Origin of the sequence: Streptomyces sp. NPDC048565 (assembly GCF_040650935.1) — a bacterium.
In the GTDB taxonomy this organism is placed as follows: domain Bacteria; phylum Actinomycetota; class Actinomycetes; order Streptomycetales; family Streptomycetaceae; genus Streptomyces.
In genome coordinates, this window is record NZ_JBEZIH010000002.1 from 231120 (window position 1) to 253613 (window position 22494).

Here is a 22494-nt window from a genome sequence, read left to right on the forward strand (position 1 = left end):
TCTATGCCGAAGTCCCCGCGGCCGCGGATAGTTCGCGTGGCCACGGGGACTTCGGGGTGGCCCTCAGCCTTCCTCGATCCGCTTCCTGAGCTCCGGGCCGAGCCGGCGCAGAGCCTCGTCCCGTACGCGCGGCGGCAGGTCCATGAGGATGTCCACCGCCATCTGCACACGCGGGTCGGTGGGCCCTGAGGCCGGCTGTTCCTCGGCCGCCTCCTGGCGGTGGATCTCCCGGAGGATCTCCGCTGCGTCCGCCCGCCCCGCGCCGTCCAGTTGCTCGGGCTCCACGCCCACGACGTTCGCCATGTGGGCAAGCGTTTTCGCCGGCGCGCTGGTCGGAGTGAACGGCTCACGCCGCGAGTACCCCTGCTCGATGTGGCGCCACCGGCCGCCCCCCAGGCGGACAGGTGTGCGCTCCGCTGCCGCTTCTGGGCTTAGGCCTCGAGCCAGCCGGGCGACCCGGATGATCTCGGCCTCGGGCGGTGGTGCGGGTGGGGGCGCGCTCACCACGGGAGTCCTCTCAGGAATGCGGGTCGTCAAACTTCGCTGAACTTTATGACACCACCCTCCTGAGCGGTAGGCAACGGCCCTTTAGGGCGACCTGCGGCTCATTCTTTCTTGTACTTTCTTGAACTTCTGGCTACTGTGGCCGCCATGAAAGCTCACTACCAGGACCCCGCGCAGATCCGCAGGCGCCGGATCGAGGCTGGGCTCACGCAGGAAGCCCTGGCGAAGCAGGCCAAGGTGTCCAAGGCGCACATATCCATGATTGAGCGTGGCGCGGCTGGCGCCTCCGCTCCGCTGCTGTCCCGGCTGGCCGAGGCACTCAGGTGCGAGTCCGCCGACCTGATGCCCCCGCCCGGCATCCCGGCACGGGCCACGGCATGAGCCGCGACCTCGGGCCCACGCTCGACGAGGTGAGGGCGTGGCCGGCCACCGTCGACGTCCCCGCCGCCGCCACGGCGCTCGGCGTGAGCAGGGCCCACCTCTACGCCCTGGTCAAGTGCGGCAACGCGCCCGTACGCACTCTCCGCTTCGGCAAGAGCCACCGCGTCGTGACCGCGTCGCTGGTCCGCCTGCTCGAGGCCGCCTGACCTCACGTAATCGGGGCCGCCCCGGACCGGGCCTGGTCCGAGAGCAGCCCCTCAACCGGCACACCTCAACCATCAGAAATCGAGGGCACCGTGACTACCGAGATTACCGCCCCTGCCCCGGCGCCCACGCCCTGGCGGTCCGCGCAGCAGGAGGCGACGAACGCCACCTGGCACGTCTCCTCGCTCACCAGCGTCGCTCCGTACTGCATCAGCCAGCGCGAGCGCGGCGACACCTACGCCGGGGACCTCCACTACCCCGACCCGGCCCCGGTCCACGCGATCGCCGCCGAGTACGGCGTGACCGTGACCGAGACCCCCGCCACCGGCACCGACACTCGCATCTGCGCCCTCGTCACCGTCGACGGCATCGAGGTCCGAGCCTGGGCCACCCAGACGGGCGGTGCCGCGTGACGATCAGCACCGAGATCAAGGCGACCGCCGAAGCCGCCGGGTGCACCTTTGACCTGGCCCTGACGTGGATCGACGCGGACGGGTCCCGGTGGGCCTGGACCGGCGAGACCGACACCACTGGCATGCCGTTGATGCAGACCGAGGGCCACACCCCGGAGCGTCTGTCGCAGGTCTATTGGATGTACGGGCCGCTCATCGCGGCGCCCCGCCCCGTGACCGTTGCCGAGCGCCGCGCCGCCCTGATGGCTCCCATCTGCACCAGCGGAGACGAGCAGGGCGAGAAGGCCACCCCGACGCCCCGCGCGTTCGCCGCGCTCCTCGGCCAGCTGCGGGGGCGGTCGGCATGACGCACCCCCTGCAGGCCGCGATCCGCACCCAGCTCCTGGCCGTCGCCGAGGAGCGGGACCTTCCCATCGCTACGGCAGACGCTGCAGCCCTGACCGAGGCCGCCCTCGGCGCAGCGCTCGCCATCCCTCTCCCCGACGCCCCGGTACAGCTGACGAACCAGCAGCTCGGTGTCCTGATCGGTCTCGCCCGCGGCGACTTCGCCCAGGAGACCGCCCGCCGTATGTGCCTCACCCCGAGCACCGTGAAGACGCACCTCCGTCACCTCTACCGACGTCTCGGCGTCAGGACGGGCGCCCAAGCCGTTGCCGTCGCCATGTCGTACGGCTTCCTCCACCCCGCCCTGCACGCTGGCTCGTTCCCAGTGCCCGGCCAGCGTGACCGGAGGGCCTCGTGAACCTTCGCCACATCTCCGCCGCGTCCCAGGTCATCCTCGCCGCGCAGAGGCGCGGCACGACCCTGGCCGCCCCGCTCGCCATGGCCCTCGAGGCGCAGCAGATGCTGTGCCTCCCCGGTGCTGACGATGAACCGGAGAAGGACACCGCGGCTCCGGCCGGGGCGACGTCCACTCCGGGCACGGTCCTTGTCGCTGTGGCCCGGGCGCTGCGCGAGCAGCCGACAGGCGCCCAGCTGCTTGAGGGTCTGGACGAGCTCGGCGAGCTCTCCGTCTGCGACGGCGAACCGGCCGAGATCGCCTGGTGGGTCGCGGCCCTGTGCCACCTTGTCCACCTCGACGACGTCCCGGCCGCACCGACCGTGGTCTACCGGGCCGAGCACGACGCGATCGCGGCCGGTACGTACACCACAGCCGAGGCCGCTCAGCAGCACTGCGAGGCCCTCGTCTCCCGCGAATACCCGGAGGCCGTCGCGGTCTTCTTCGAGTGGTGCGTGGACGAGGAGGGGGACGCCCTGGCGGTGGCCGAGCTGGACGTCCGCGTGGACGGCGAGCACATCGTCACCGGCTACACCGTGACCCCGCTCGAGGTCGCGTCGGCGTACGACCCGGACGCCGACGAGTGACCGGCGAGGCGTGGTTACTCCTCGCCTTGATCGCCCTCGGCCTGCTGGACCTAGCCGCGATCGTCACCGGCTGGCTCGCAGACCGACACCTCACCCACACCACGCACCACCGCAAGGAGAACAGCTGATGGCTGCTCCCGGATTCAACGCCGCAATCAAGCCCAAGGGGAAGCGCTCCAAGGCACAGGGGACGGGAGAACTCCCGCGCCTGGGCTTGCACCCCGAGGTCCCCGGCACCTGCGCCAGGCCGCGCTGCGGAGCCGTCGCGGACACCCTGGACGAGGCCGACCTGCCAGCGGGGTGGGTGCGCGCCGGGGTATACGGGTCCACCGACCCGGACCGCGTCTGGTGCTCGGGCCTCTGCGCCACGTACGGCGTCGCCCTAGCCGAGCTCCGTGTCGAGCGGCGGCCGGTGGTGAGGGCCGATGCCTGAGTGGATTGTCTACCTCGCGGTGATCGTCGTCCTGTCCTGGCTGGTGGCCGGGTCGCTGCTGGCGATCGCGGGCGCCCGCCGGGCGGGGGATGCCGTACGGCGCCTCATCACCCAGGACTCGTCCCTCTGGGTCCAGTGCGACGAGCCCCGGTGCGGCCACATGCAGACCCGACACGACGTGACCGCCGACGGCCTGCGCTGCAGCGACTGCGGCCACGTCCTCGCCTCCGAGTGAGCGAGGCCTGCGAGTCCGTACGCCAGCCGCACGCCCTGCGGCCCGCCCGGCTCTACCCGTGCGGCTGGCGCTGCGACCTCCATACCCCCGCCTCCCTGCAGAACCTCCCCGAGCCACAGCCGGGCCCGGGGTGGCCCGCCGGGTCCTACCTCAACCAGCTCGACAACACCGAACCACATGCAGAAACGGAGCAGTCGACATGACCACTGCTGCAGCACCTCGCCGCCCGTCCCCCGCGGACATGGCCCGCAAGACCTCGTCGGCCGCCGACCGGCGGCTCACCGCCCCCGGCACCGCACCGCACGGCAGCGCCTACCGGGCTCTGTACGAGCGGGGCGTCCTCGCCTCCAACATGACGTCGAACGCCCGGTACGTGGCCATTGCCCTGGCCACGCACGCCGATGCCGCCGGCCAGATCGCACGGCAGCCCCGCCTCGTCGGCCTCGTCCACGACACCGGCCTCCATGCCGGTCAGGTCGTGGTCGCCCTGACCACGCTCCGCCAGCGCGGATGGCTCCGGCAGACCAACGCCGGCGCTTCGTACGAACGGGCCGACCTGGTGCTCACCATCCCCAACCACGTCATGGCCCGCCTGCTCAAGAAGTCCACCGCCGCGGCCCGGGAGAACACCGATGCCTGAGAAGACCCAGCAGCAGACCACCCAGCCCACCGCCTGACAACCCGGAGACCCCGTTGACCACCGCCGTCGCGCACGCAGCAGCCCCGGCTGCTGCTGCGCCGTGCCCGCCGCAGCCCGCGGCCTCGGCACGGCCCGCCGGCGGTGGTCTTCGTGTCTGTGTTCCTCTGCGCCTGGTTGTGGGCGCTCAGTACGGCGATGCCGCCCTGAGCGTCTACATCAAGATCGCAGCTCTCGGTATGCGCCCCGAAGGGTGCCGTGCCCGAGTCGGCACCCTCGCCGAGTATCTGAGCCTGTCGAAGACGGCCGTCGAACGGTCGCTGACCCAGCTCAACACTGCGGGCACGGACGGCATCGCCGAAGTGGTGACGGTCCGCAAGACGTCCCGCGACGGCGACGGAGAGTCCGCACACCGCAGCGTCCGCCCTGTGGATACCGACGAGGAGCTGTTCGTATGGCTCCCCGGCCGCGCCGCGACGTCCCTCACGCCCCGCCAGCTGCGTTTGTATGCCGCGATCAGCTACGCCCAGGCCCGCCGTATCCCGCTGGCCCTCTCGGACCTGCAGGACGTCGTGCGCCACCAGTACGGCGAGAGTGCCGGCGAACGGCTCGGCGAGCGTCAGGTGATGCGGCTGGTGGATTCCCTCGAGGACCTCGGCTGGGTCACCGTGCACCGCCGCCAGGGCCCGCGCGGCCGCCACGCCTACGAGGCGCACCAGCGCCCGCTCCACACCGTCCCAGAGATCGCCGAGCCCGTGCAGGAGGCCCTCTTCGAGCCTGCCGCGTCTCCTGACACACATGACGGATCGGCTCCCCGCACAGCTGACGGATCCCCGTCTAAGGAAGACCACACGACTGACCGACTGGTGACAAAAGAGCGGGTGGGTGGGGGGATCCGCCGGAGGCGAACCGCGGGTAGTTACCGGGGCCGCCCTGTGGATAACTCGCTTCCGACGACGTTCCGCGCTGCGGGTCACGACGAAAAGCGCAGCAACACCAGCGGCGGCACGCCGTACTCCGGGCCGGGACTGCAGCTGTCGCCCCGTGTCTGGCGGGTCCTCGAGCCCGTACGTCACCACCTGCCTGAGATCAGCACCTACGTCATGCGGCGCATTGGCCAGGAGATCGGCCGCCAGCTCTGCGCCGGAACCGGCGAGAAACGCCTCACCGACCGCCTGCGCCTGCGCTACGCAACAACCGAGGCCCCGCGGGGCGGAGACGTCGGCCGGTGGCTCCTCGGCGCCGCCCTCGTCCGCGGCGGCTGCTACCTCGACAGCTGCGAGTCCGGGTTCACCTGGCACACCGGCGCCCCCTGCCCCGTCTGCACCGTCGACCAGCTGGCCTCCGCCAACGCCACCGGACCGGACGGAGCGCAGCAGCAGCGGCCGGTACCGGAGGAGCGGCCTGTGCGGGCGGTGGTGACGGACTGGGTGCCCCGGCCGGCCCCGGCCCCCGACGCTTCACCGCCGCCGGAGCTGACCCGCGAGCAGCTGCAGGAGCTGCGGGCGGCCGCGACGCCGGACGTCATCCGCCGGGCCGTCGCCGAGTACGGCCGCGCCCGGGCCACCTACCTCTACGGCCACGCCCTGGTCCTGCCCCACCTCGCCGCGATCGATCACCCCGGAGGGAACCCAGCATGAAGCCAAGCACCGCCCACATCACCATCTGCCGTCGCTGCAGCGCCCGGATCTGCTGGGCCCTCACCACGGCGAACGGGAAGCGCCAGCCCGTGGATGCCGAGCCCAGCGCCAAGGGGAACCTCGCCGTCATGCAGGGGCCGGACGGCGTGCTGTACGTCCGCAGCATCACCGCGGCCCGCCCAGACACGCGCCCCGGTGAGTGGCAGGCGATGCCCCATCACGCGACGTGCATCTCGCCACCGCCGAGGCGTAGCAGTTCGGGGCAGCGCACCCGTGCGGGTGTCCGGCCGGCGCCCCAGCGGTGGCAGCCGTGATCCGGGAGGACGCCGAGATCCTCGCGCGGCTGGCCGCCCGCCGGGAGGAGTTCCCGGACGGCTCCTACGGCGGCGCTCGTCGCACGCGCCCGGACCCCGAGGCGGCCGACCACGTCCAGGAGCTCCTCGAGGGCTTGGACGGATGGCGCCTCGGTAGCCGGGCCAAGCACCCATGGCCACCCCCTCCGACCACCACCGAAAAGAGGAACCCGTGATATCCGCCCGACTCCGCTGCGTTGCGCTCGGCCTGGCCGCCTTGGTGTTCGTGACCATGGGTTGCGCCTACGTCGCGGCTGGCCAGGTCTGGATCGGCGCGGTCGGCTGCCTGCTCCTCGCCGGCTTCTGTGCCGAGGGCGCCTCGTACGTACGGCTGTCCGCGGCACGCCTGCAGGAGCGGCACCGCCAGGCGCAGCAGCAGGTCCTCGCCGAGCTCGAGGCCGCCGACGTCACCGAGCCGTGGAGCAGCTGGTGCTGCGAGGACGGGTTCCTCACCCGCGGCGACCTCCACCACCCCGACCAGTGCACCAAGGAGCAGCAGTCATGAGCGAGTTCACCCGAGGCTTCCGTCTCCATCCCCGCAGCGGCCCCGCCCTCGATGGCGCAGCCTTCCCCTCCGGGCGCGTCTTCGTCCTGGACGACCCGGAGTACGGCTTCGCCACCATCGCCACCTCCCTCGAGGACCTGCTGCGTGGCGGCTACCACGGGGCCCGCATCGAGTGGGCCGACCAGGCGCCGGCCGACCAGCCGTGCGTACGGCACCCGGAGGCTCCCGTGATCGGCGGGATGTGCGGCGGCTGCACCCAGTACGGGGAGACGATCCCCGGCACGCCGACCATCGCGGACTGGGCCGGGGAGGCGCAGGGCCCGGCCGTGTCCGGAGGCGACGTTGCCGCCGAGGAGCGGCCGTGAGCCTCGGCATCGTCGTGAGCTGCGACCGCTCCGTCCCGTACGGCATCTGCGCGGCGCTGCTTCACACCGGGGCGCGTACGGAGGCCGAAGCGTACGCGGTCGCCGCCCGCGCCGGATGGGCCGCCGGCGGTGCTGGCGCCGACCTCTGCCCCGCCCACGCACCGCGCCGCCCGCGAAGGGGCGGCCCGCGCTGCGGCAACAACCCTGGCGTCCAGCTGAGTCCCGGCGACGCGCAGGCCGTCGCTGACTTCAGGGCCTACCTCAAGCGTCGCGCGGCCGGAGCTCCGGCCGCCGCACCTCACACTTCCTGACCCACCGCACGACCGGAGCACGCCCATGGACACCACCTGCAGCATCTGCCACGGCCACGCCCCCGCCGAGCACTACCTGTGCGACGCCTGCCAGTACCGGCTGCACACGTGGCTGCGGGAGATCCCCCAGCACCTCCCGCTCCTGCAGGACCTGCTGCGCCCGGGCTCCGGTCCGGCGCAGCGCGGCGGCGGCGGCCGCGCCCATTCGCCGCTCCCCGTCGACCTCCGGGTCCTGGATCTCCTCGGCCCCGGGCACGTCGTGCCGTGGGTGGACGCGCACGGCGACCAGACCGGTGGTGTGCCGCTCGAGCCGCTGCTGTACGGGTGGGCCCGGTACATCGCCAGCGAGCTCCCGTCCGTCCACCGGGACGCCCACGGCACGGTGAGGATCCAGCCGTGCACCGGACCGTGGGCGCGGCGCGGCGCCGATGTGCCGGCCTGGTGCGCGTGGCTGCAGGCCTACCTCCCGTACGCCGCCCGTCAGCCGTGGGCCCACGCCATGTACGAACAGCTCGAGGAGACGGTGCACCGGATCCGCCGACTCACGCACACCCGGCCGGGCAGCCGCCCCATGGACGCCCCGTGCCCCGGCTGCTCCGGGTTCGCCCTGCAGGAGCGGGAGGACGAGCTCCACATCAGCTGCACCGTCTGCTCCGTACGCCTGACCCGCGAGCAGTACGCCGACCACCGCGCCGTCGTCATGCCCGGTCTCGTCCGCACCGCTCTGCTGATGCAGGCTGCCCACGAGCAGGCCCGGCGTACCGCTGCCTGACCGAGGCAGCTACCTGGCTGCTGTATCGAATGCCCGTTCGAGTGCATGATCGTTTTGACGCATCGACTCGCTCGCCGGATGGACGGCGTACGCGACCCGCGACAGGAGAGACGACATGCCCGACGACTGGACGCTGCACCAGGGCGACGCCCTGACCCTGCTCCCCACGCTCGACATCACCGTGGACGCCGTCATCTGTGACCCGCCGTACAACTCCGGAGGGCGGACCAACGCCGAGCGCAGGGCGCAGGGGGCCCGGGGCAAGTACGTCTCCGGTGACGCGCAGCACGCCCTACCGGACTTCGACGGCGACAGCCGCGACCAGCGCTCGTACACCCACTGGCTCGGCCTGGTCCTCGCCGACTGCTACCGCCTCACCCGCTCCGGCGGCAGCAGCCTGGTGTTCACCGACTGGGCGCAGCTCCCGGCGACGAGCGACGCGCTGCAGGCGGCGGGCTGGACGTGGCGCGGCATCGTTCCGTGGCGCAAGCCGATCAGTCGCCCGGTCAAGAACGGGTTCCGGCGCGAGTGCGAGTACGTGCTCTGGGGTAGCCGTGGGGATCCGCTGCGGCACACCCCGACGATCTATCTGCCCGGCTGGCTCGAGGGATCACAGCCGCGCGGGAGATCCCGGATTCACATCACGCAGAAGCCGGTGGACGTCATGCGTCAGCTGGTCCGCATTGCCCCCGAGGGCGGCACCGTCCTGGACCCGTTCACCGGGTCGGGTACCACCGGGGTCGCCGCCTTGCAGGAAGGCCGCCGCTTCGTCGGCATCGAGCAGTCCGCCGTGTACGCGGCAGGAGCGGAGGGGCGCCTGGCCGCCGTGGCTTGAACGTCACGGGGCGGACCACGCGTCCGGTCCGCCCCCGCGCCAGTCGATCAGCCCGGACTGCCGCACGTCGCTCTCCTCGATGTCGTCCATGCCCGCACGGCGCAGAAACTCGGCCACATCCCGAAGCGAGGTGGCCAGCCCGAGAATCGTTCCGTCCACCCGCACGCGGCGGCCGCCGCTCGGTGACGGCGGATAGACGACCACTGGCAGTGCGGACATGGTCCGAGCCTGCGCGACCTCGACAAGTACCGCATCCGCACGGCAGCGAGCCCCCACCCGGTCGGGTGGGGGCTCATGACTGCTGGGTGCAACCTTCCGCCGCCGTCACATGTCACTCCTAGGTGGCGCGGGCAAGCCGCGAACAACAGGTAGGAGTCCAATGGACGACGTTAACCAGCCCGACGCGCAGCCCACGAAGCGCTGCGCCGACTGCGGCGGTCCCATGGCAGGGGGCACGATTCACGTTGAGTGTAGGCACTGTCGGAAGTGCATTCGGCCAGCGACCTGCGGGCACAACCACGATCAGTGGCCAGAGGCGTAGGCCCGGCTGCACCCGGACGTAGGCTGCAGAGACGACTGCGCCCCTCCCAATGCTCCTGGGAGGGGCGCAGCTGCATGTGTTACTGCTCGGCCGGTGGCTTGAGGTCTGTTCGTTCGCCAGGGCGCAGCTCGCGCCCCTTGTAGTAGGCGCGCGCCTCGGCGAGGTCCCAGAACTCCCGTGTGCTGCCTGGCCGTCGACGGGACGGGGGAAACGCCGGGTCCTTAGTCCGAAGGCTGTGCAGCCACTGGCGCGTGACGCCGAGCTCCGCAGCCAGCTGTGACAGGTTCACCAGCTCTCCCTCGTCCGACTCTTCCGGCTCCTTCTTGTCCGGCATAGGCGTCATCCTGCCCTAACCTTGTTGACACTGTAAAGCAGGTTCCCTACGGTGGGGCCTGCAACGAACACGGCCCCGGCCGGCGCTCGCAACGCCATTGGCCGGGGCCAGCCATCCACCTGAACCACCAGGAGAGATGACCGTGACCGATCGTATCCGCGCCTCTGCCGTACCGGCAGCCCGCGCCACCCTGGACGCCCGCCTGCAGGAGCTCATGGCCCTGCCGAGCCTCGCCGCGCAGCTGCTCCTCTCGGCCGCCGACCAACTCAGCAAGAGCCGTCCCGGCGACGACCTCACCATCACCGGCTGGGGCCGCACGCTCGCCCGCGCCGACCAGCGGGTCCTCAGTGGCTACCCGCAGGCCGTTGCCCAGCACGCCGCCCGCCGGGCGATGAGCGCCCTCTCCGCCGAGCTCTGGGACGGTGCCCGGACCCGCGGGGAGTGGGCCATCTCGCTGCGGTCCGCCGCGAAGACCGTCTGATGGCCAAGCGCGAACCGCTGCCGAGCACCAGTCCGGCCGCCGCCGCCGACGCCTACCGCCGGGGACAGACCGCCGCCGCACAGGGCCCCCGCCCGTCCACCGCGGACACCCGCACACAACTCGGCTCGGCCCTCACCAACGGCAACAACGCCGCCGGCGCCCGCTGACCCCCTGACCCGCCGGCCGCCCCGCACCACGGGGCGGTCTCCGGCCCCGGAAAGGGGACACCACCGTGCGCGCTCTCCTCCCCCTGTCGCTGATCACCCTCGTCGCCTCCCTCGGCTACCTCATCGCAAGGGCATCTGATGACCACCGCACTCGACGTGAGCCACCGGCGCGCAGAGGTGCGCCGCCTGGCGCAGGGCGGCGCATCCAATCGCGCCATCGCGGCGCAGCTGAACATCGGCAAGGACACCGTGGCGCGCGACCTCCGCGCCACCGAAGCGCCACAGGACGCGCCACCCGCGCCGCCTGCGCCACAGGACGCGCCATCTGAGACGTTGGCGCAGCGCCTGGCGCACCGGCGCACCCAGACCGAGACAGCCATGCGTCAGCTGAGCGCCGCAGCTCAAGCCGTGGCGGACGCGCGGCCGGCGTACACCCCGGCCGACGATGCGACAGCGGCGCGCTGGTACGCCGACCTGAGCGCCACCCTGGCGCAGCTCACCGAGTGCGCCAACGCGTTCGCCGAGTACTACCCGGACACCGTGGCGCGCGCCACGACGAGCACCATCGACCGGGCAGGTGCGCCATGAGCGCCACCACCGCCCTCGGCTGGCTCTTCGCATGCGCCACCCTCGGCGCGTTCCTGATCCTCTGCGCCATCGCCCTCCACGCCGTGCCGCGGATTCTCGCCACCCTCGCCATCATCACCACGCTCGCCGCCATCGCCGCGGCCATCCCACAGGGACCGCCATGACCGACCGCCCGATCACCCCGACGCGGATCATCCCGGCCGGCGCACCGCTCCCCGACCGCGGCCCGCTCCCGGGGGAGGTACCGCCCTGGTGGGAACCCCCCACACCGCCACCACCGCCCGCCGCGGAACCCCCCGCACCCGTACCCGTACCGCCGTCGACACCCCCGCCGCTCCCCGAGCCGCAGATCCACGTCCACGTCGTCCTCCCCTACGAAGAGCCCCCCGAGCCCACCCGGCGTGAGCGTCTCTGGGCGTGGCTGCGGACCATCGGCCGGCCGTGGCAGGTGTGCGGGGCCCTCGCCCTCGCCCTGATCCCGATCCCCGGCGTCGGCTACAGCGCCGCCACGACTTGGGCGTCCTGCGTCTCCTGGACCCGCACCGAGTGGGGCCAGGGCGCCGGATACGCCCTCGCCCTCACCCCGCTCGCCATCGCCGTCATCCGCATCACCACCGGTGGCGGCACCCTGCGGCGCCTCCTGCTCCTTGCCGTGTCCCTCGTCGGACTGACCGGCGCCATCGCCCTCTACGACCCGATCACCTGGATCACCGGAGTACGCCCGTGAACACGTCTCAGACCGTCGGCGCGAGCCTCGCCGGATGCACGATCGCTATCGCCATCCTGGTCCTCACCCTCCGCTCCTGGTGGACCGGCGGACGAGCCATGAAAGACCTGATCATCCCGGCGCAGGGCTTCCTTACCGGCGGCCTCGCCACCATCTGCGTCGGGGGTCTCGCCGGGTGGGTCTCCGGCTGCACCCGCCAGGGCGTGAGCGGCGCAGGCGGCACCGCGATCACCGCTACCACCGGCACCGAAGCCGGAGCCCCCATCGCCACCGGGTCCCTCGGCCAGCTCACCGAGGAGGGCGGCGTCGTCGTCTTCGTGATCTTCCTCATCCTGATCGTCTCCTACAAGGCCGCGGCGAAAGCCGACAAGGGCCGTCTCCTCGCCTGCCTCGCCGCCGGCATGATCCTCTGCGTCACCGCCGGAATCGCTGGCGCCCTCGACGGACTGCCCGGCCTCATCAACCAGGCCGGCGGCGCCGCCCGGGGACTGCTGGAGCGAAACCTGTGACCCGCCTCCAGGACCTCGCCCGCCGCCTAGTCGACGGGAGCAGCGTTCTCGTCCGTCGCCTTGCCGAACCTGTGGCCGCCTGGGTGCGCAAGGGCCGCCGCGACGACCTCACCGGCCTCGCCGCGGTCCTCGGCTGCATCGTCCGGGCACTCCTCGCGCTCCTCGGCCTGTACCTGCTCTGGCGCCTCATCCGCGCCGTGCCAGGGCTCCTGTGGCTCATCGCCCCCCTGTGGTGCTGGAGAGCCATCCGCGCCGCCCCCCACACCGCCACCGAACAGGCCACAGAAGAGGCGCCCGAGGAGCCACAGACCGACCCCCGTGACGCCGTCCTCCGACTGCTCTACGACGCCCTCGGAGACCGCCCCTCGATGTACCTCTCCGACCTCCTCCAGCACCTCCAGGAGCAGGGCCACGGGAAGGACTGGAAAGTGGCCGACCTCCGCACCCGACTGGAGGCCCTCGGCATCCCCGTAGAGATGCGGCTCAAGACCGGCGGCAGGGGGGCCAGCCGAGGGGTCGTCAGGGCCCAACTCCCGCCCCTCTCCCAGCCCGACCCCACGGCGGCATCTCCCGCCCCGTCTACCGCTGCCTGACCTGCACGTCTACCGCACCATCTACCCCGATCTACCGGCCCATCTACCGCCGGTCTACCCAACCCAGGAGGACCCCTTGAGCGACTACGACGACATGACGAACGCCGACGTGATGAGCGGCGAGGAGACGCACGAGTACGACCAGGCCGCCGAGGCGCTGCTCGATGCGCAGGACGAAGAGCGCTGATCCATGGACGCCACCGAGATCACCGGCCGCATGGAAGAGGCCGCGCAGGCCGAGGAGAGCGGCCAGTACGACCAGGCGATCAGCCTCTACGACCAGCTCGGCAAGGACATTCAAGTGCGGGTCGGGCGCCACGACCCCCGCGCGATCGACGCGTTCGAGGGCATGGCCCGCTCCATCCACAAGAGCACCAGAAACGCGTAACCCCCGAGGCCGGCCGCATCACTGCCAGGCGAACGGCCGGCCCCGGGTCACCCATCCCCGATCACAGAGACAGGACCCTGATCATGGCATTCGGCCGGAAGAAGAACGAGACCCCCGCCGTCAGCAAGCCCGCCGGGACGCTCCGCAAGACGATGCCGTCACGCCTCCCTGATGGGGACCCCCGCGGCAGCGGCCACGAGACCACCTACCAGGCCTCCCGCGGCGGCTGGCACAAGAAATAGCCGCCCTGTCAGTGCTGCGCCGTACCGTCTGTCACGTCCAGGCGATGCTGCCGCCCGGACCCGACCTCATCGGCGCGGGGCGCACCGCGTCCTGCTGGACAAGATCGTCGCTAAGCGTCACACTGCTGCCAGCAGTACACGTGTGCCCACCCGAGCCCCTGACCACCGGCCAGGGGCTTTCGCATGCCCGGACGGAGGCCCTTGGACACCGACCTGCTCACAACGGCACAGGCAGCCGCCCACGCCGACCGAGCCCGCCAGGCCCTCAGCGCGACCGCCGCGCACATCCGCCCATGCACCATCCGACAGTGGAGCAGCCGCGGCCACCTCGCCGCCGTCGGCCTGGCCGACGACAACAGGACCAGGCTGTACCGCCTCGCCGACGTCGCCATGGCCGAACGCAAGACCCGCGGCCGCGCCCTGCGCCTGGTCGGCCTCGGTGAGACGCTTACAACTCCTTCACCGGCATGACACGATTCCCCCTCACCCATCAGTCCCAGGGGGGACCATGTTCGGCAGCAAGAAGACCGACGACGAGAAGGCCGCGTCCAAAGCACTCACGGAACTCCGGCTCGCCACCGCAGCCGTCGGCGGAGTGATGGTCCGCAAGGACCCTCTCCGCTTCACTGCACCCGGCCAGATGGACGTCCTTGTCCAAGGCGCCACCGTCACGATCGACCGTGGGGAAGCCGCAAAGCGGATAACAGCCACCCGCGTCGCCCTGACGGGGATCTTCGCTCTGGCCCTCAAGAAAGACTCCACCAAGCTGTTCGTCACCATCGAGGGCGCAGACGGCGCGTCCGCCATGCTGCTGGAGTGCCCGGCCAAGCGAGAAGCAGGCGCCCGAAAGTTCGCCATGCTTGTCCACGCCAAGCACCCCGCCGAGCCCCCCACAGGCTGACCCACCCCTACCCCCCGGAGGCCCCGACCCCCCGAGCCGGGGCCTCCCCCATGCCCCCACCCCACCCGGGGAGTCCCCCCATGCCCTCCCGGCCCCCTACCCGGTGTGCCGAGCCCGGCTGCCATGCCCTCGTCCCCAAGGGCCGCTGTGAAGACCACCAGCGCATCCCATGGGCAGGCAGAGACGACAAGGCAGCCAGGTACGGCGTCAGCTCTGGCAGATGGCGCACGCTCAAGCGACGTGTCACTGACCGCGACAACGCGTGCTGCTACCGATGCGGCATCAAGCAGCCCGACCTGGACGACGATCCCGAGGGCGAGCATCAGCATCAGCTGGACCACATCACGCCGATCGCCGAGGGCGGCGCGGCCGAGAACCTCGACAACCTAGGACTGATCTGCGAGCCATGCCACATCGTCAAGAGCAAGGCCGAGGCCGCACGGGCCAACAGAGCACGCCGACGTGCCTGAGCGTGATCCGCGAGGAGCACGTCATCACCGACGAGGCCCTGGCGCGCGTCGCCGAGCTGGTCGCCAAGGCCGCCTCCGCGCAGCGGCGCGACTTCGTCCTGGTCCCGCCTCCCCCCGGGGTAGGGGAGTCCGGATTTCCAGGGTGATCGCCACGGGGCCCGGCGCCGTCAGCTCGGCACATACACGCTCAGAATTGTGAAACCGAAACTGGGGAAATGACACAGCGTCACCAGTAACTGCGCAGGTCAGGGGGTGGGCATGGCTCGCACCGCGGCACCCGCAGCACTGAAGTTGCTGACCGGTAGAGGTGAGGGGCGCGACTCCGGCGGCCGTACGGTCAAGCCTCCGCCAGCCTTCCGGCGGATCCCTCCGAAGCCCCCGACGTGGCTGTCCCGCGAGGCGGCCGCCGAGTGGCGCCGCGTCGTGCCCGGCCTGCAGCGCCTGGACCTCCTGAAGGAGGAGGACCGGGCGATGCTCGCCGCCTACTGCGAGACCTGGTCCGTGTTCGTCACCGCGACCCGCGAGGTGACCCTGGACGGGCTGACCGTTCTACAGATCACCAACCGGCCCGACGGATCGTCGACCGAGAAGACCGTGCCGAATCCGGCCGTCGCGATCGCGCGGAACGCCGGCCGCGAGCTCCGCGGGTTCGCCGCCCAGTTCGGCCTCTCACCCTCGTCAGAGCAGGCCCTGGCGAGAGGGGCCGACGATGGCGACGGAGAGGACAACCCGTTCGCGTAGGAAGGCCGCCGCCGAGCCGGACGCGCCGCCCGTCCCCGGCGCATTCCTGGACGACGCCGAGCTCGAGCGGCTCAAGTTGTCCCCCGAGGTCGGCTGGTACCTCGTCTCCCGGGGCATCGCCCTCCCGGACTGCCCGCCCCTGATCAAGACGCCCGAGCCCCGCAACGTGGCCGGGGCGCGGTTCGACCCCGAGCGGGTCGACAGGGTCATCAAGTCGTTCTCCCTGCTGCGCCACACACAAGGGCAGTGGGCCGGCCGCCCGCTCGTTCCTGACCCGTGGCAGGTCGCGTACATCCTGGCCCCCGTCTTCGGATGGGTGCAGTGGGACGACGACGCCGACATGTACGTCCGGGTCGTCTCCGAGCTGTACGTCGACGTGCCCCGCAAGAACGGCAAGAGCACCATCTCCGGCGGCATCGCCATCTACATGACGTGCGCGGACGGAGAGCCGGGCGCCCAGGTCGTCGCCGCGGCGACGACCAAGACCCAGGCGGGTTTCGTTTTCACGCCGATCAAGCAGCTCGCCGAGCGGGCCCCCGCACTGAAAGGTCACGTCAAGGCCTACCAGGGCAAGATCGTTCACCCGAAGAGCGGCAGCTACTTCGAGGTGATCGCGAACGCGGCGGACGCCCAGCACGGAGCGAATCTTCACGCCGGCATCATCGACGAACTGCACGTCCACAAGAGCCCGGACCTGGTGGAGGTCATCGAGTCCGGTACCGGCTCGAGGCGACAGCCCCTGATCGTCATCATCACCACGGCCGACTCCGGGAAGCCGGAGACCGTCTACGCCCGCAAGCGCACCCGCATCGAGCAGCTGGCGCGAGGAGTCCTCGAGGACCCGTCGGTGTACGGCGTCATCTTCGCCGTGCCGAAGGACGCCGACCCGTTTGTCGAAGAGACGTGGCGGGCGGCCAACCCCGGCTTCGGAATCAGCCCGACCCGGGCGTACCTGGCACGCAAGGCTCGGGCTGCTCAGCAGTCGCCGGCCGAACTGGCCAGCTTCCAGCGCCTGCACCTGGGGATCCGCACCAAGCAGGTCACCAAGTTCCTGGACCTGGACGCCTGGCGCGCCAACGCGGCCCTGGTCGACGAGGTGAAGCTGCGCGGCCGCGAGGCGTACGGCGGCTTGGACCTCGGCAGCGTCTCCGACCTTAACGCGCTGGCGTGGCTGTTCCCGGACGACACCGACGGCAGCCTGGACCTGGTACTGCGGTTCTGGACACCGGAGGACAACCTCGCCTCCCTGGACAAGCGCACTGCGGACGCCGCGTCCCGGTGGGTCAAGGAGGGGTGGCTGCGCACCACACCGGGCAACGTCACCGACTACAACACGATCGGCGCGCAGATCCGTAAGGACCTCGACTCGTTCGACGTGAAGGGGCTCGGGTTCGACCGGTGGGGCAGCACCTCGCTCACCAACGACCTCGAGGGCGAGCGTGCCCCGATGGTCGGCGTAGGCCAGGGATACAAGACCATGTCGCCCGCGCTGAAGGCCGTGAAGCGGCTGCTGCTCCTCGGAGTGAAGGGCCGGCCGATGCTGCGCCACGGCGGCAACCCGGTCATGACGTGGATGGTCGACAACCTCGCCGTGGCCATGGACACCGCGGGCAACGTCAAGCCGGACAAGGCCAACTCTGGCGACAAGATCGACGGCGTATCGGCGCTGTGCGACGCGATCTCCGAGATCCTCGCCCGCCCGCCCAAGCGCGTCTCGGCATACGAGGACAGCGATTTCGAAGTGGTCTGAGAGAGGAGGCGCCCGTGCCCTGGTGGCGTCGCAATAAGGCGGCAGCCTCCGGTCAGGTCATCGACCAGTCCGGTGCGCTTGTCCCCGTCAAGAGTGAGCAGTTCGACGACCTGGCCGAGCTCGGCCGGTACGTCACCGAGCACGGGATCCGGGTCGTTGACCCGGGTGTCCCGCTGTCCAACTACGCGGGCACCGCGGCCGCGCTGAATGTCTGGGAGACACAGCCGAGCGTCCGCAAGGTCACGGACTACATCGCCCGCGCGCTCTGCACAATCCCCTGGCAGGTGTACGAGCGGGTCTCGGACACCGACCGGCGCAGGGTCACCGATCACCCCCTGGCGCGGCTCCTGGCGAACCCGGCGCCGTCGGTGCCGCCGTCGCGGCTGTGGCACTCGGTGATCCTGGACTGGCTGATCCACGACCGGTGGTGCGTGCAGGTCCTGCCCAACGCCGACACCTCGTCCGGGTGGGAGCTCCGGCGTAAGCCCGCCCGCCGTATGCACATCCTGGCCGACGACGACGACCAGCCTGCAGCCCTCTACCTGATCTCCTCGCGCGGCCCCGCGCAGGTGGTCACGCTGCCCGCCGCCTACCTGTTCGATCACGGGTACGCGACGGTCGGGGCGGACGGCACGTCGCCGATGGAAACGATGCAGCAGATTCTCGCCGAGCAGGCCGAGGCGGTGCAGTGGCGGCGCTCGGTGTGGAAGAACGGGGCCAGGGTCCCCACGGTCATCGAAAGGCCGGCGGACGCACCGAGCTGGTCGGCATCCGCGAAGGCCCGGTTCCAGGCTGCGTTCAACGCGTTCATCGGCCGGGGGTCCGCCGCCGGCGGAACACCGATCCTCGAGGACGGCATGACGCTGAAGACCGTCACGGCGTTCAACCCGCAGGAGACGCAGGACATCGAGGGGCGCAAGCTCACAGACGCCGAGGTGGCCTCGAGCTACCACATCCCGCCCGAGCTGGTGGGCGCGCGCGAGGGGACGTTCTCCAACGTCGACGCGTTCCGCCAGATGCTCTACACGCACAGCATCGGCCCGGACATCACGATGCTGCAGGACGTCCTCAACACCATGCTGGTGCCGGTCCTCGCCCCCGGCTCGAACCTGTACATCGAAGCGAACGTCGAAGCGAAGCTGCGCGGCTCGTTCACCGAGCAGGCGACGCTGCTGCAGACCGCGGTCGGCGCACCGTACATGTTGCGCTCCGAGGCCCGGGCGGTTCAGAACCTCCCGAAGGTCGACGGCACGGAAGAGCTGATCACCCCGCTCAACGTGGTGGTCGGCGGTCTGGCCTCGCCGACGGACACGGCCCCGCCTCCCTCCCTCCCAAAAGGACAGGGCCGCCCCGCATGAAGGCAGGGCGGCCGGAGGACCTGGCCACGTTCGAGACCGAGCGGGGCGCCTACGCCGAGGCCCTCACAGCATGGGCGCAGCGCCAGGCGGACGGGCTGTTGTCCGCGGCTGACGCGAAAGCCGACGGGCCGCCCGACTTCTACGAACTGTGGGCCGCCTCGTCCCCGGAGCGGCAGACACAGCTGGCCGCGCTGATGCAGGGCTACGGGTTCCGGCTCGCTCAGATCGGCGCGTGGGACGTCCTCGGGGTGTGGAACCCGGAGGCGGACGGGTGGGATGCGGCGGTCATGGAGGCGTGGCTGGCCAAGGCCGCCGATTCGCACGCCGCCGAGTACGAGCAGGCCGCCTACGCCGCGGCGACGTCAGCCGTCGCTGAGGAAGGCGACTGGCGCGCCAACCTCCGTACGGGCTTGGCGTCATGGGTCACAGCCGCCGCAGTACGCGCGGTCACCTCGGCCACCGAGGCCCGCTCGTTCGGCGGACACGACGCGGCCAGCGCCTCCGGTCTCACCCACAAGGTGTGGCGCACCGGGGGCAAGAACCCGCGCGCCTCGCACGTGCGCATGGGCGGCGACTCCGTGCCGCTGGGGACGACGTTCGCCAACGGGCTGCGCTGGCCCGGGGACGCGAACGGTGACGCGGCCGAAACCGCGAACTGCAACTGCCGACTGGACTACATCCGAGAGGGGGGCTGACCGTGCCCCGCACCAAGGAATGCAAGGCCCGGATCAAGGCCGCCGGCCCCGCCGACGGGCTCGCCGAAGGCCAGTTCCGGGCGCTCGTCTCTGTCTTCGGCAACGAGGACAGCATGGGCGACGTGATCGCCCCGGGCGCGTTCGCTCAGGTCCTCGCCGAGTGGAAGGCCACCGGAGACCCGATCCCGGTGGTCTGGTCCCACAAGTGGGCGGACCCGTTCGCCCACATCGGCTCGGTGCTCGAGGCGACGGAGACGGCTGACGGTCTCGAGGTCCTTGCGCAGATCGAGGACATGGACACCAACCCGACCGCACGCCACGTGCACGGGCTGCTGAAGGGCCGCCGCATCAAGCAGTTCTCGTTCGCCTACGAGGTGGCCGAGGGCGGCTGGGTCGACACCGACGACACCGACGCGCACCCGTGGGGCGAGTACTACGAGATCAAGCGGTTCGGCTCCCTCTTCGAGGTCGGGCCGTGTCTGGTCGGCGCCAACCAGCAGACCGAGCTGCTGGCCGCGAAGGCCGCCGATCTGGTCCGCGGTGCGAAGGCCGGCCGTGTGCTGTCCCAGTCGAACTACGACGCACTGTCGGCGGCGCACGTCTCCATCGGTGACGTGCTCGCCGCCGCCACTCCGGAGAAGACCCGGAAGACTTCCCCGCCCGCGCCCGCGGGCGGGGCCACACCCGAGCAGGAGACCGGCCAGCAGCCGCCCGAGGAGACCGCCGCCGCCGATGAGGCCGCCGCGAAGTCGCCCGCGCTCACGCCCGCCCAGGTAGCCGCATGGGTCACCACACAAGAACTGATGACCATGAGGAGTACAGGATGACGCTGCGCGAGAAGCTTCAGGCGCTGCTGAAGGAAGCGGCCGACATCGTCGCCAAGGCCAAGACCGAGGACGGCCGGGAGTTCACCGAGGACGAGGTGACCCGGATCAACGAGATCAAGTCCGAGACGGACGACCTTACGGCGAAGGTCAAGGCCGCCGACGACGCGCAGGCCGCAGCCGCTGCGATGGCGGGCAAGGCCGCCGACCGGCCGGCCCCGAAGCTGTCCGGGGTCAAGGACCGCCAGGAGGACGGCGACGCCGCGACGTTCGGCGAGCGGTTCACCAAGTCGGGGCTGTACGAGGAGTTCCGCAAGTCCAACCCGTCCGGGGTCGGGCAGGGCTCCCCAGTCGACATCGGCCGTGTCCGCGTCGGCTCGATGAAGGAATGGATGGCGTCCCGCAAGGCGACCGCCTCCCCGCTGCAGGTGGCCCTCGGCCACGTCGCCCCGATCCGGATGCCGATGGTCGATCAGGTCGACCGCGACAACCTGACGATCCTCGACCTCATCAGCCGCGGTGAGACCGCCGGCGCGTTCGAGTACCTTCAGGTCACCGGTGTGACCCGCAACGCGGCGGTTGTGCAGGACGAGATCCTGCCGGGCGACGACGCCGCGGCGCTCAAGCCGACGTCGACCATCCAGACCGAACTGGCCGACGCGAAGCCGTACACCTACGCGGACGGCTACGACGTCACGAACTCCCTGCTCTCGGACGCGCCCGCGCTGGCGACGTACATGGATCAGGAGCTGGAGTACTCCCTCGACTCGGTCATCGAGGACAAGCTCCTGAACGGCACCGGCACCGGAGGTGAGCCTCGCGGCCTGCTCCACACCACCGGTGTGCAGGAGCTGACCTACACCCCGGGGTCGGACGCCATGGCGCAGGTCAAGGCGATCCGTCAGGCCATCACGAAGATCACCACGCTGCCCGGTGGGAACGTCACCGCGTGCCTCATGTCCCCCGAGGACGATGAGGCGTGGGACCTCCTGCAGGACACCACGGACCGGTTCATGGGTCAGGGCCCGTTCGGTCAGGGCCCGTCCACCTCCTGGGGCCGTACCCGCGCGCTGTCGCAGCGCCTCGCCCCGGGCACCGTCATCCTCGGCGACTGGCGGCAGATGGCGCTCCTGGACCGTGAGGGCCTGTCCGTGCTGGCGTTCAACCAGCACAAGGACTACGCGCAGCGGAACCTCGTCTACGTCCGTGCCGAGCTCCGGGCGGCTCAGGTCATCTGGAAGCCGAACCGGCTCATCGTCGTGACGCCGGCCGGTGGCGGCAGCTGATGCCCGCCCACAAGATGCTGACGCTCAACGGGGTGCGCTACCGGCCGGAGGACGCCGCGCGCGCCCGCCGGTCCGCGACCGGGCCGCTGAGCATGGCGCAGGCCGAACCGCAGGCCCCGGCCGAGGTCTTCGACCCGGCATCACACGACGTGCCCACCGTGCTGGCACACCTCGCCGACGCGGACGAGGACGAGACCACGCGGGTCCTGGCGGCCGAGGCCGCCGGGAAGAACCGCAAGACCATTCTGGAAGGGGCGTCATGAGCGACGCATTCATGGTGACGCTGGACGGGGACGCGCCCGCCAGGCGGTTCCTCACCACGGACACTGCGGTCGACGGGCAGGCCGTCATGCGGCTCGCCGTCGCGGATGAGATTCCGGTCGGGGTCACCAACGCTGTAGCGCTGGACGACGAGGCCGAGTTCCCGTTCGTGGTCGGCGGCCGGCCGGTGTGGCAGGTCGAAGCCGGGGACGACATCGCGGCGGGGAGCTTCGTCGCGGCCGGGGCAGCCGGTCGGGCGGTGCCGGTGGACGAGGGTGACCCCTACGCCGTGGCTATGGCCCTGGACGCGGGAGAGGCCCCGGACGGGGAGACTCCCGGCACGGTGATCCGTGTCGCCCCGCTGCGCACGGTCGGTCTCGCCGGCGGTGGCGGTGGCGGCGGGTCCACGGCGTGGGCCGACATCACTGACAAGCCGTCGACGTTCGCGCCGACGATCGGGGCGACTGCGACGACCGCCGTCGCAGGCAACGACGCCCGCCTCACGGCTGCTGCCGCGGGCACGGCGTCGGTGCGCGCCATCGGGACCACCGCCACCACGGCGCTCGCGGGCAACACCACCGCGACGACCGTTCCGGCCACCGCCATTTCACCCGGCACGGCAACCACCGTTCAGGGGATCCTCGCCGAGCTGGCGGCGCGGATCGCCACGCTCGAATCGGCCTGA

General features: G+C 71.2%; 42 protein-coding genes. 39 read left to right on the top strand and 3 right to left on the bottom strand.

Annotation, left to right across the window (positions count from 1 at the left end; translation table 11 throughout):
- Window positions 1-63: 63 nt before the first annotated feature.
- Window positions 64-303: a hypothetical protein gene (locus tag AB0C75_RS03190; protein ID WP_362886527.1), complete on the bottom strand. Its 240-nt coding sequence runs from the start codon at window positions 301-303 to the stop codon at window positions 64-66.
- Between the two features lie 348 nt (window positions 304-651).
- On the opposite strand from AB0C75_RS03190, the gene AB0C75_RS03195 reads away from it, so the two are divergent.
- The 18 genes from AB0C75_RS03195 (at window position 652) to AB0C75_RS03280 (ending at window position 8953) form a co-directional block, all read left to right on the top strand.
- A complete protein-coding gene (locus tag AB0C75_RS03195; protein ID WP_362886529.1) occupies window positions 652-885 on the top strand; it encodes a helix-turn-helix transcriptional regulator in 234 nt (77 codons plus the stop codon).
- A complete protein-coding gene (locus AB0C75_RS03200; protein ID WP_362886531.1) occupies window positions 882-1091 on the top strand; it encodes a DNA-binding protein in 210 nt (69 codons plus the stop codon). Before AB0C75_RS03195 ends, AB0C75_RS03200 begins: the two co-directional genes overlap by 4 nt.
- 90 nt (window positions 1092-1181) lie before the next feature.
- A complete protein-coding gene (locus AB0C75_RS03205; protein ID WP_362886533.1) occupies window positions 1182-1502 on the top strand; it encodes a hypothetical protein in 321 nt (106 codons plus the stop codon).
- Window positions 1499-1849 (top strand): phiSA1p31-related protein, encoded by a 351-nt coding sequence (locus AB0C75_RS03210; RefSeq protein ID WP_362886535.1) that lies wholly within the window; start codon window positions 1499-1501, stop codon window positions 1847-1849. Before AB0C75_RS03205 ends, AB0C75_RS03210 begins: the two co-directional genes overlap by 4 nt.
- A complete protein-coding gene (locus AB0C75_RS03215; protein WP_362886537.1) occupies window positions 1846-2244 on the top strand; it encodes a helix-turn-helix transcriptional regulator in 399 nt (132 codons plus the stop codon). Before AB0C75_RS03210 ends, AB0C75_RS03215 begins: the two co-directional genes overlap by 4 nt.
- Window positions 2241-2867 (top strand): hypothetical protein, encoded by a 627-nt coding sequence (locus tag AB0C75_RS03220; protein ID WP_362886539.1) that lies wholly within the window; start codon window positions 2241-2243, stop codon window positions 2865-2867. The genes AB0C75_RS03215 and AB0C75_RS03220 overlap by 4 nt, the downstream gene beginning before the upstream one ends.
- A gap of 127 nt (window positions 2868-2994) precedes the next feature.
- Window positions 2995-3300: a hypothetical protein gene (locus AB0C75_RS03225; RefSeq protein WP_362886541.1), complete on the top strand. Its 306-nt coding sequence runs from the start codon at window positions 2995-2997 to the stop codon at window positions 3298-3300.
- Window positions 3293-3535, top strand: coding sequence for a hypothetical protein (locus AB0C75_RS03230; protein WP_362886543.1), 243 nt, complete (start codon window positions 3293-3295; stop codon window positions 3533-3535). The genes AB0C75_RS03225 and AB0C75_RS03230 overlap by 8 nt, the downstream gene beginning before the upstream one ends.
- The gene (locus tag AB0C75_RS03235; RefSeq protein ID WP_362886544.1) at window positions 3532-3738 is read left to right on the top strand and encodes a hypothetical protein; all 207 of its coding nucleotides are present in this window, start codon (window positions 3532-3534) and stop codon (window positions 3736-3738) included. Before AB0C75_RS03230 ends, AB0C75_RS03235 begins: the two co-directional genes overlap by 4 nt.
- Complete coding sequence (locus tag AB0C75_RS03240) at window positions 3735-4175, top strand: hypothetical protein (protein ID WP_362886546.1); 441 nt, start codon at window positions 3735-3737, stop codon at window positions 4173-4175. Before AB0C75_RS03235 ends, AB0C75_RS03240 begins: the two co-directional genes overlap by 4 nt.
- 176 nt (window positions 4176-4351) lie before the next feature.
- Window positions 4352-5812, top strand: a complete 1461-nt coding sequence (locus AB0C75_RS03245; protein ID WP_362886547.1) for a hypothetical protein — start codon at window positions 4352-4354, stop codon at window positions 5810-5812.
- Window positions 5809-6126: a hypothetical protein gene (locus tag AB0C75_RS03250; RefSeq protein WP_362886549.1), complete on the top strand. Its 318-nt coding sequence runs from the start codon at window positions 5809-5811 to the stop codon at window positions 6124-6126. Before AB0C75_RS03245 ends, AB0C75_RS03250 begins: the two co-directional genes overlap by 4 nt.
- Window positions 6123-6341: a hypothetical protein gene (locus AB0C75_RS03255; protein WP_362886551.1), complete on the top strand. Its 219-nt coding sequence runs from the start codon at window positions 6123-6125 to the stop codon at window positions 6339-6341. Before AB0C75_RS03250 ends, AB0C75_RS03255 begins: the two co-directional genes overlap by 4 nt.
- Window positions 6338-6670 (top strand): hypothetical protein, encoded by a 333-nt coding sequence (locus tag AB0C75_RS03260; protein ID WP_362886552.1) that lies wholly within the window; start codon window positions 6338-6340, stop codon window positions 6668-6670. Before AB0C75_RS03255 ends, AB0C75_RS03260 begins: the two co-directional genes overlap by 4 nt.
- Entirely contained in the window at window positions 6667-7035 is a 369-nt protein-coding gene (locus AB0C75_RS03265; RefSeq protein ID WP_362886554.1) for a hypothetical protein, read from the top strand. Before AB0C75_RS03260 ends, AB0C75_RS03265 begins: the two co-directional genes overlap by 4 nt.
- Window positions 7032-7346, top strand: coding sequence for a hypothetical protein (locus AB0C75_RS03270; RefSeq protein WP_362886556.1), 315 nt, complete (start codon window positions 7032-7034; stop codon window positions 7344-7346). The genes AB0C75_RS03265 and AB0C75_RS03270 overlap by 4 nt, the downstream gene beginning before the upstream one ends.
- Before the next feature lie 25 nt (window positions 7347-7371).
- Entirely contained in the window at window positions 7372-8118 is a 747-nt protein-coding gene (locus tag AB0C75_RS03275) for a hypothetical protein (protein WP_362886558.1), read from the top strand.
- A 115-nt stretch (window positions 8119-8233) separates the two neighbouring features.
- On the top strand, window positions 8234-8953 hold the full coding sequence (locus AB0C75_RS03280; protein WP_362886560.1) for a DNA methyltransferase: 720 nt from the start codon (window positions 8234-8236) through the stop codon (window positions 8951-8953).
- A gap of 3 nt (window positions 8954-8956) precedes the next feature.
- Here AB0C75_RS03280 and AB0C75_RS03285 read toward each other — a convergent pair whose 3' ends face one another.
- Both AB0C75_RS03285 and AB0C75_RS03290 read right to left on the bottom strand, forming a co-directional pair.
- Entirely contained in the window at window positions 8957-9172 is a 216-nt protein-coding gene (locus AB0C75_RS03285; RefSeq protein ID WP_362886562.1) for a hypothetical protein, read from the bottom strand.
- Window positions 9173-9573: 401 nt separating this feature from the next.
- Window positions 9574-9828, bottom strand: a complete 255-nt coding sequence (locus AB0C75_RS03290; RefSeq protein ID WP_362886563.1) for a hypothetical protein — start codon at window positions 9826-9828, stop codon at window positions 9574-9576.
- 136 nt (window positions 9829-9964) lie between these two features.
- On the opposite strand from AB0C75_RS03290, the gene AB0C75_RS03295 reads away from it, so the two are divergent.
- The 21 genes from AB0C75_RS03295 (at window position 9965) to AB0C75_RS03395 (ending at window position 22494) form a co-directional block, all read left to right on the top strand.
- Complete coding sequence (locus AB0C75_RS03295) at window positions 9965-10309, top strand: hypothetical protein (protein ID WP_362886565.1); 345 nt, start codon at window positions 9965-9967, stop codon at window positions 10307-10309.
- Complete coding sequence (locus tag AB0C75_RS03300; protein WP_362886567.1) at window positions 10309-10476, top strand: hypothetical protein; 168 nt, start codon at window positions 10309-10311, stop codon at window positions 10474-10476. Before AB0C75_RS03295 ends, AB0C75_RS03300 begins: the two co-directional genes overlap by 1 nt.
- A 138-nt stretch (window positions 10477-10614) precedes the next feature.
- Window positions 10615-11064, top strand: a complete 450-nt coding sequence (locus AB0C75_RS03305; protein WP_362886569.1) for a hypothetical protein — start codon at window positions 10615-10617, stop codon at window positions 11062-11064.
- Window positions 11061-11228 carry a hypothetical protein gene (locus AB0C75_RS03310; RefSeq protein WP_362886570.1) on the top strand — a complete coding sequence of 56 codons (168 nt, stop codon included), beginning with the start codon at window positions 11061-11063 and terminating at the stop codon, window positions 11226-11228. Before AB0C75_RS03305 ends, AB0C75_RS03310 begins: the two co-directional genes overlap by 4 nt.
- The gene (locus AB0C75_RS03315) at window positions 11225-11791 is read left to right on the top strand and encodes a hypothetical protein (protein ID WP_362886572.1); all 567 of its coding nucleotides are present in this window, start codon (window positions 11225-11227) and stop codon (window positions 11789-11791) included. The genes AB0C75_RS03310 and AB0C75_RS03315 overlap by 4 nt, the downstream gene beginning before the upstream one ends.
- Complete coding sequence (locus tag AB0C75_RS03320) at window positions 11788-12300, top strand: hypothetical protein (RefSeq protein ID WP_362886574.1); 513 nt, start codon at window positions 11788-11790, stop codon at window positions 12298-12300. The genes AB0C75_RS03315 and AB0C75_RS03320 overlap by 4 nt, the downstream gene beginning before the upstream one ends.
- Entirely contained in the window at window positions 12297-12893 is a 597-nt protein-coding gene (locus tag AB0C75_RS03325; RefSeq protein WP_362886576.1) for a hypothetical protein, read from the top strand. Before AB0C75_RS03320 ends, AB0C75_RS03325 begins: the two co-directional genes overlap by 4 nt.
- Before the next feature lie 190 nt (window positions 12894-13083).
- Window positions 13084-13281 (top strand): hypothetical protein, encoded by a 198-nt coding sequence (locus tag AB0C75_RS03330; RefSeq protein WP_362886578.1) that lies wholly within the window; start codon window positions 13084-13086, stop codon window positions 13279-13281.
- 83 nt (window positions 13282-13364) lie between these two features.
- On the top strand, window positions 13365-13523 hold the full coding sequence (locus AB0C75_RS03335) for a hypothetical protein (RefSeq protein WP_362886580.1): 159 nt from the start codon (window positions 13365-13367) through the stop codon (window positions 13521-13523).
- Between the two features lie 183 nt (window positions 13524-13706).
- Entirely contained in the window at window positions 13707-13994 is a 288-nt protein-coding gene (locus tag AB0C75_RS03340) for a MerR family transcriptional regulator (RefSeq protein ID WP_362886582.1), read from the top strand.
- Window positions 13995-14031: 37 nt separating this feature from the next.
- Window positions 14032-14424 (top strand): hypothetical protein, encoded by a 393-nt coding sequence (locus AB0C75_RS03345; RefSeq protein ID WP_362886584.1) that lies wholly within the window; start codon window positions 14032-14034, stop codon window positions 14422-14424.
- Window positions 14425-14504: 80 nt separating this feature from the next.
- Window positions 14505-14894, top strand: a complete 390-nt coding sequence (locus tag AB0C75_RS03350) for an HNH endonuclease (protein WP_362886586.1) — start codon at window positions 14505-14507, stop codon at window positions 14892-14894.
- Window positions 14895-14896: 2 nt separating this feature from the next.
- A complete protein-coding gene (locus AB0C75_RS03355; RefSeq protein WP_362886588.1) occupies window positions 14897-15040 on the top strand; it encodes a hypothetical protein in 144 nt (47 codons plus the stop codon).
- 112 nt (window positions 15041-15152) lie between these two features.
- On the top strand, window positions 15153-15635 hold the full coding sequence (locus tag AB0C75_RS03360; RefSeq protein WP_362886590.1) for a phage terminase small subunit P27 family: 483 nt from the start codon (window positions 15153-15155) through the stop codon (window positions 15633-15635).
- On the top strand, window positions 15604-17385 hold the full coding sequence (locus AB0C75_RS03365; protein ID WP_362886592.1) for a terminase TerL endonuclease subunit: 1782 nt from the start codon (window positions 15604-15606) through the stop codon (window positions 17383-17385). The genes AB0C75_RS03360 and AB0C75_RS03365 overlap by 32 nt, the downstream gene beginning before the upstream one ends.
- Before the next feature lie 14 nt (window positions 17386-17399).
- On the top strand, window positions 17400-18743 hold the full coding sequence (locus tag AB0C75_RS03370; protein WP_362886594.1) for a phage portal protein: 1344 nt from the start codon (window positions 17400-17402) through the stop codon (window positions 18741-18743).
- Window positions 18740-19438: a hypothetical protein gene (locus AB0C75_RS03375; RefSeq protein ID WP_362886596.1), complete on the top strand. Its 699-nt coding sequence runs from the start codon at window positions 18740-18742 to the stop codon at window positions 19436-19438. Before AB0C75_RS03370 ends, AB0C75_RS03375 begins: the two co-directional genes overlap by 4 nt.
- 2 nt (window positions 19439-19440) lie before the next feature.
- On the top strand, window positions 19441-20265 hold the full coding sequence (locus AB0C75_RS03380) for an HK97 family phage prohead protease (RefSeq protein ID WP_362886598.1): 825 nt from the start codon (window positions 19441-19443) through the stop codon (window positions 20263-20265).
- A complete protein-coding gene (locus tag AB0C75_RS03385) occupies window positions 20262-21548 on the top strand; it encodes a phage major capsid protein (RefSeq protein WP_362886600.1) in 1287 nt (428 codons plus the stop codon). The genes AB0C75_RS03380 and AB0C75_RS03385 overlap by 4 nt, the downstream gene beginning before the upstream one ends.
- Window positions 21548-21811, top strand: coding sequence for a hypothetical protein (locus tag AB0C75_RS03390; RefSeq protein WP_362886602.1), 264 nt, complete (start codon window positions 21548-21550; stop codon window positions 21809-21811). The genes AB0C75_RS03385 and AB0C75_RS03390 overlap by 1 nt, the downstream gene beginning before the upstream one ends.
- The gene (locus AB0C75_RS03395; RefSeq protein WP_362886604.1) at window positions 21808-22494 is read left to right on the top strand and encodes a hypothetical protein; all 687 of its coding nucleotides are present in this window, start codon (window positions 21808-21810) and stop codon (window positions 22492-22494) included. The genes AB0C75_RS03390 and AB0C75_RS03395 overlap by 4 nt, the downstream gene beginning before the upstream one ends.

Coding starts and splice junctions, on each gene's coding strand:
- AB0C75_RS03190 (WP_362886527.1), bottom strand. CDS start 303: ATGGCGAACGTCGTGGGCGTGGAGCCCGAGCAACTGGACGGCGCGGGG.
- AB0C75_RS03195 (WP_362886529.1), top strand. CDS start 652: ATGAAAGCTCACTACCAGGACCCCGCGCAGATCCGCAGGCGCCGGATC.
- AB0C75_RS03200 (WP_362886531.1), top strand. CDS start 882: ATGAGCCGCGACCTCGGGCCCACGCTCGACGAGGTGAGGGCGTGGCCG.
- AB0C75_RS03215 (WP_362886537.1), top strand. CDS start 1,846: ATGACGCACCCCCTGCAGGCCGCGATCCGCACCCAGCTCCTGGCCGTC.
- AB0C75_RS03225 (WP_362886541.1), top strand. CDS start 2,995: ATGGCTGCTCCCGGATTCAACGCCGCAATCAAGCCCAAGGGGAAGCGC.
- AB0C75_RS03230 (WP_362886543.1), top strand. CDS start 3,293: ATGCCTGAGTGGATTGTCTACCTCGCGGTGATCGTCGTCCTGTCCTGG.
- AB0C75_RS03240 (WP_362886546.1), top strand. CDS start 3,735: ATGACCACTGCTGCAGCACCTCGCCGCCCGTCCCCCGCGGACATGGCC.
- AB0C75_RS03250 (WP_362886549.1), top strand. CDS start 5,809: ATGAAGCCAAGCACCGCCCACATCACCATCTGCCGTCGCTGCAGCGCC.
- AB0C75_RS03265 (WP_362886554.1), top strand. CDS start 6,667: ATGAGCGAGTTCACCCGAGGCTTCCGTCTCCATCCCCGCAGCGGCCCC.
- AB0C75_RS03275 (WP_362886558.1), top strand. CDS start 7,372: ATGGACACCACCTGCAGCATCTGCCACGGCCACGCCCCCGCCGAGCAC.
- AB0C75_RS03280 (WP_362886560.1), top strand. CDS start 8,234: ATGCCCGACGACTGGACGCTGCACCAGGGCGACGCCCTGACCCTGCTC.
- AB0C75_RS03285 (WP_362886562.1), bottom strand. CDS start 9,172: ATGTCCGCACTGCCAGTGGTCGTCTATCCGCCGTCACCGAGCGGCGGC.
- AB0C75_RS03290 (WP_362886563.1), bottom strand. CDS start 9,828: ATGCCGGACAAGAAGGAGCCGGAAGAGTCGGACGAGGGAGAGCTGGTG.
- AB0C75_RS03295 (WP_362886565.1), top strand. CDS start 9,965: ATGACCGTGACCGATCGTATCCGCGCCTCTGCCGTACCGGCAGCCCGC.
- AB0C75_RS03300 (WP_362886567.1), top strand. CDS start 10,309: ATGGCCAAGCGCGAACCGCTGCCGAGCACCAGTCCGGCCGCCGCCGCC.
- AB0C75_RS03305 (WP_362886569.1), top strand. CDS start 10,615: ATGACCACCGCACTCGACGTGAGCCACCGGCGCGCAGAGGTGCGCCGC.
- AB0C75_RS03310 (WP_362886570.1), top strand. CDS start 11,061: ATGAGCGCCACCACCGCCCTCGGCTGGCTCTTCGCATGCGCCACCCTC.
- AB0C75_RS03315 (WP_362886572.1), top strand. CDS start 11,225: ATGACCGACCGCCCGATCACCCCGACGCGGATCATCCCGGCCGGCGCA.
- AB0C75_RS03330 (WP_362886578.1), top strand. CDS start 13,084: ATGGACGCCACCGAGATCACCGGCCGCATGGAAGAGGCCGCGCAGGCC.
- AB0C75_RS03335 (WP_362886580.1), top strand. CDS start 13,365: ATGGCATTCGGCCGGAAGAAGAACGAGACCCCCGCCGTCAGCAAGCCC.
- AB0C75_RS03340 (WP_362886582.1), top strand. CDS start 13,707: ATGCCCGGACGGAGGCCCTTGGACACCGACCTGCTCACAACGGCACAG.
- AB0C75_RS03345 (WP_362886584.1), top strand. CDS start 14,032: ATGTTCGGCAGCAAGAAGACCGACGACGAGAAGGCCGCGTCCAAAGCA.
- AB0C75_RS03350 (WP_362886586.1), top strand. CDS start 14,505: ATGCCCTCCCGGCCCCCTACCCGGTGTGCCGAGCCCGGCTGCCATGCC.
- AB0C75_RS03360 (WP_362886590.1), top strand. CDS start 15,153: ATGGCTCGCACCGCGGCACCCGCAGCACTGAAGTTGCTGACCGGTAGA.
- AB0C75_RS03365 (WP_362886592.1), top strand. CDS start 15,604: ATGGCGACGGAGAGGACAACCCGTTCGCGTAGGAAGGCCGCCGCCGAG.
- AB0C75_RS03375 (WP_362886596.1), top strand. CDS start 18,740: ATGAAGGCAGGGCGGCCGGAGGACCTGGCCACGTTCGAGACCGAGCGG.
- AB0C75_RS03385 (WP_362886600.1), top strand. CDS start 20,262: ATGACGCTGCGCGAGAAGCTTCAGGCGCTGCTGAAGGAAGCGGCCGAC.
- AB0C75_RS03390 (WP_362886602.1), top strand. CDS start 21,548: ATGCCCGCCCACAAGATGCTGACGCTCAACGGGGTGCGCTACCGGCCG.
- AB0C75_RS03395 (WP_362886604.1), top strand. CDS start 21,808: ATGAGCGACGCATTCATGGTGACGCTGGACGGGGACGCGCCCGCCAGG.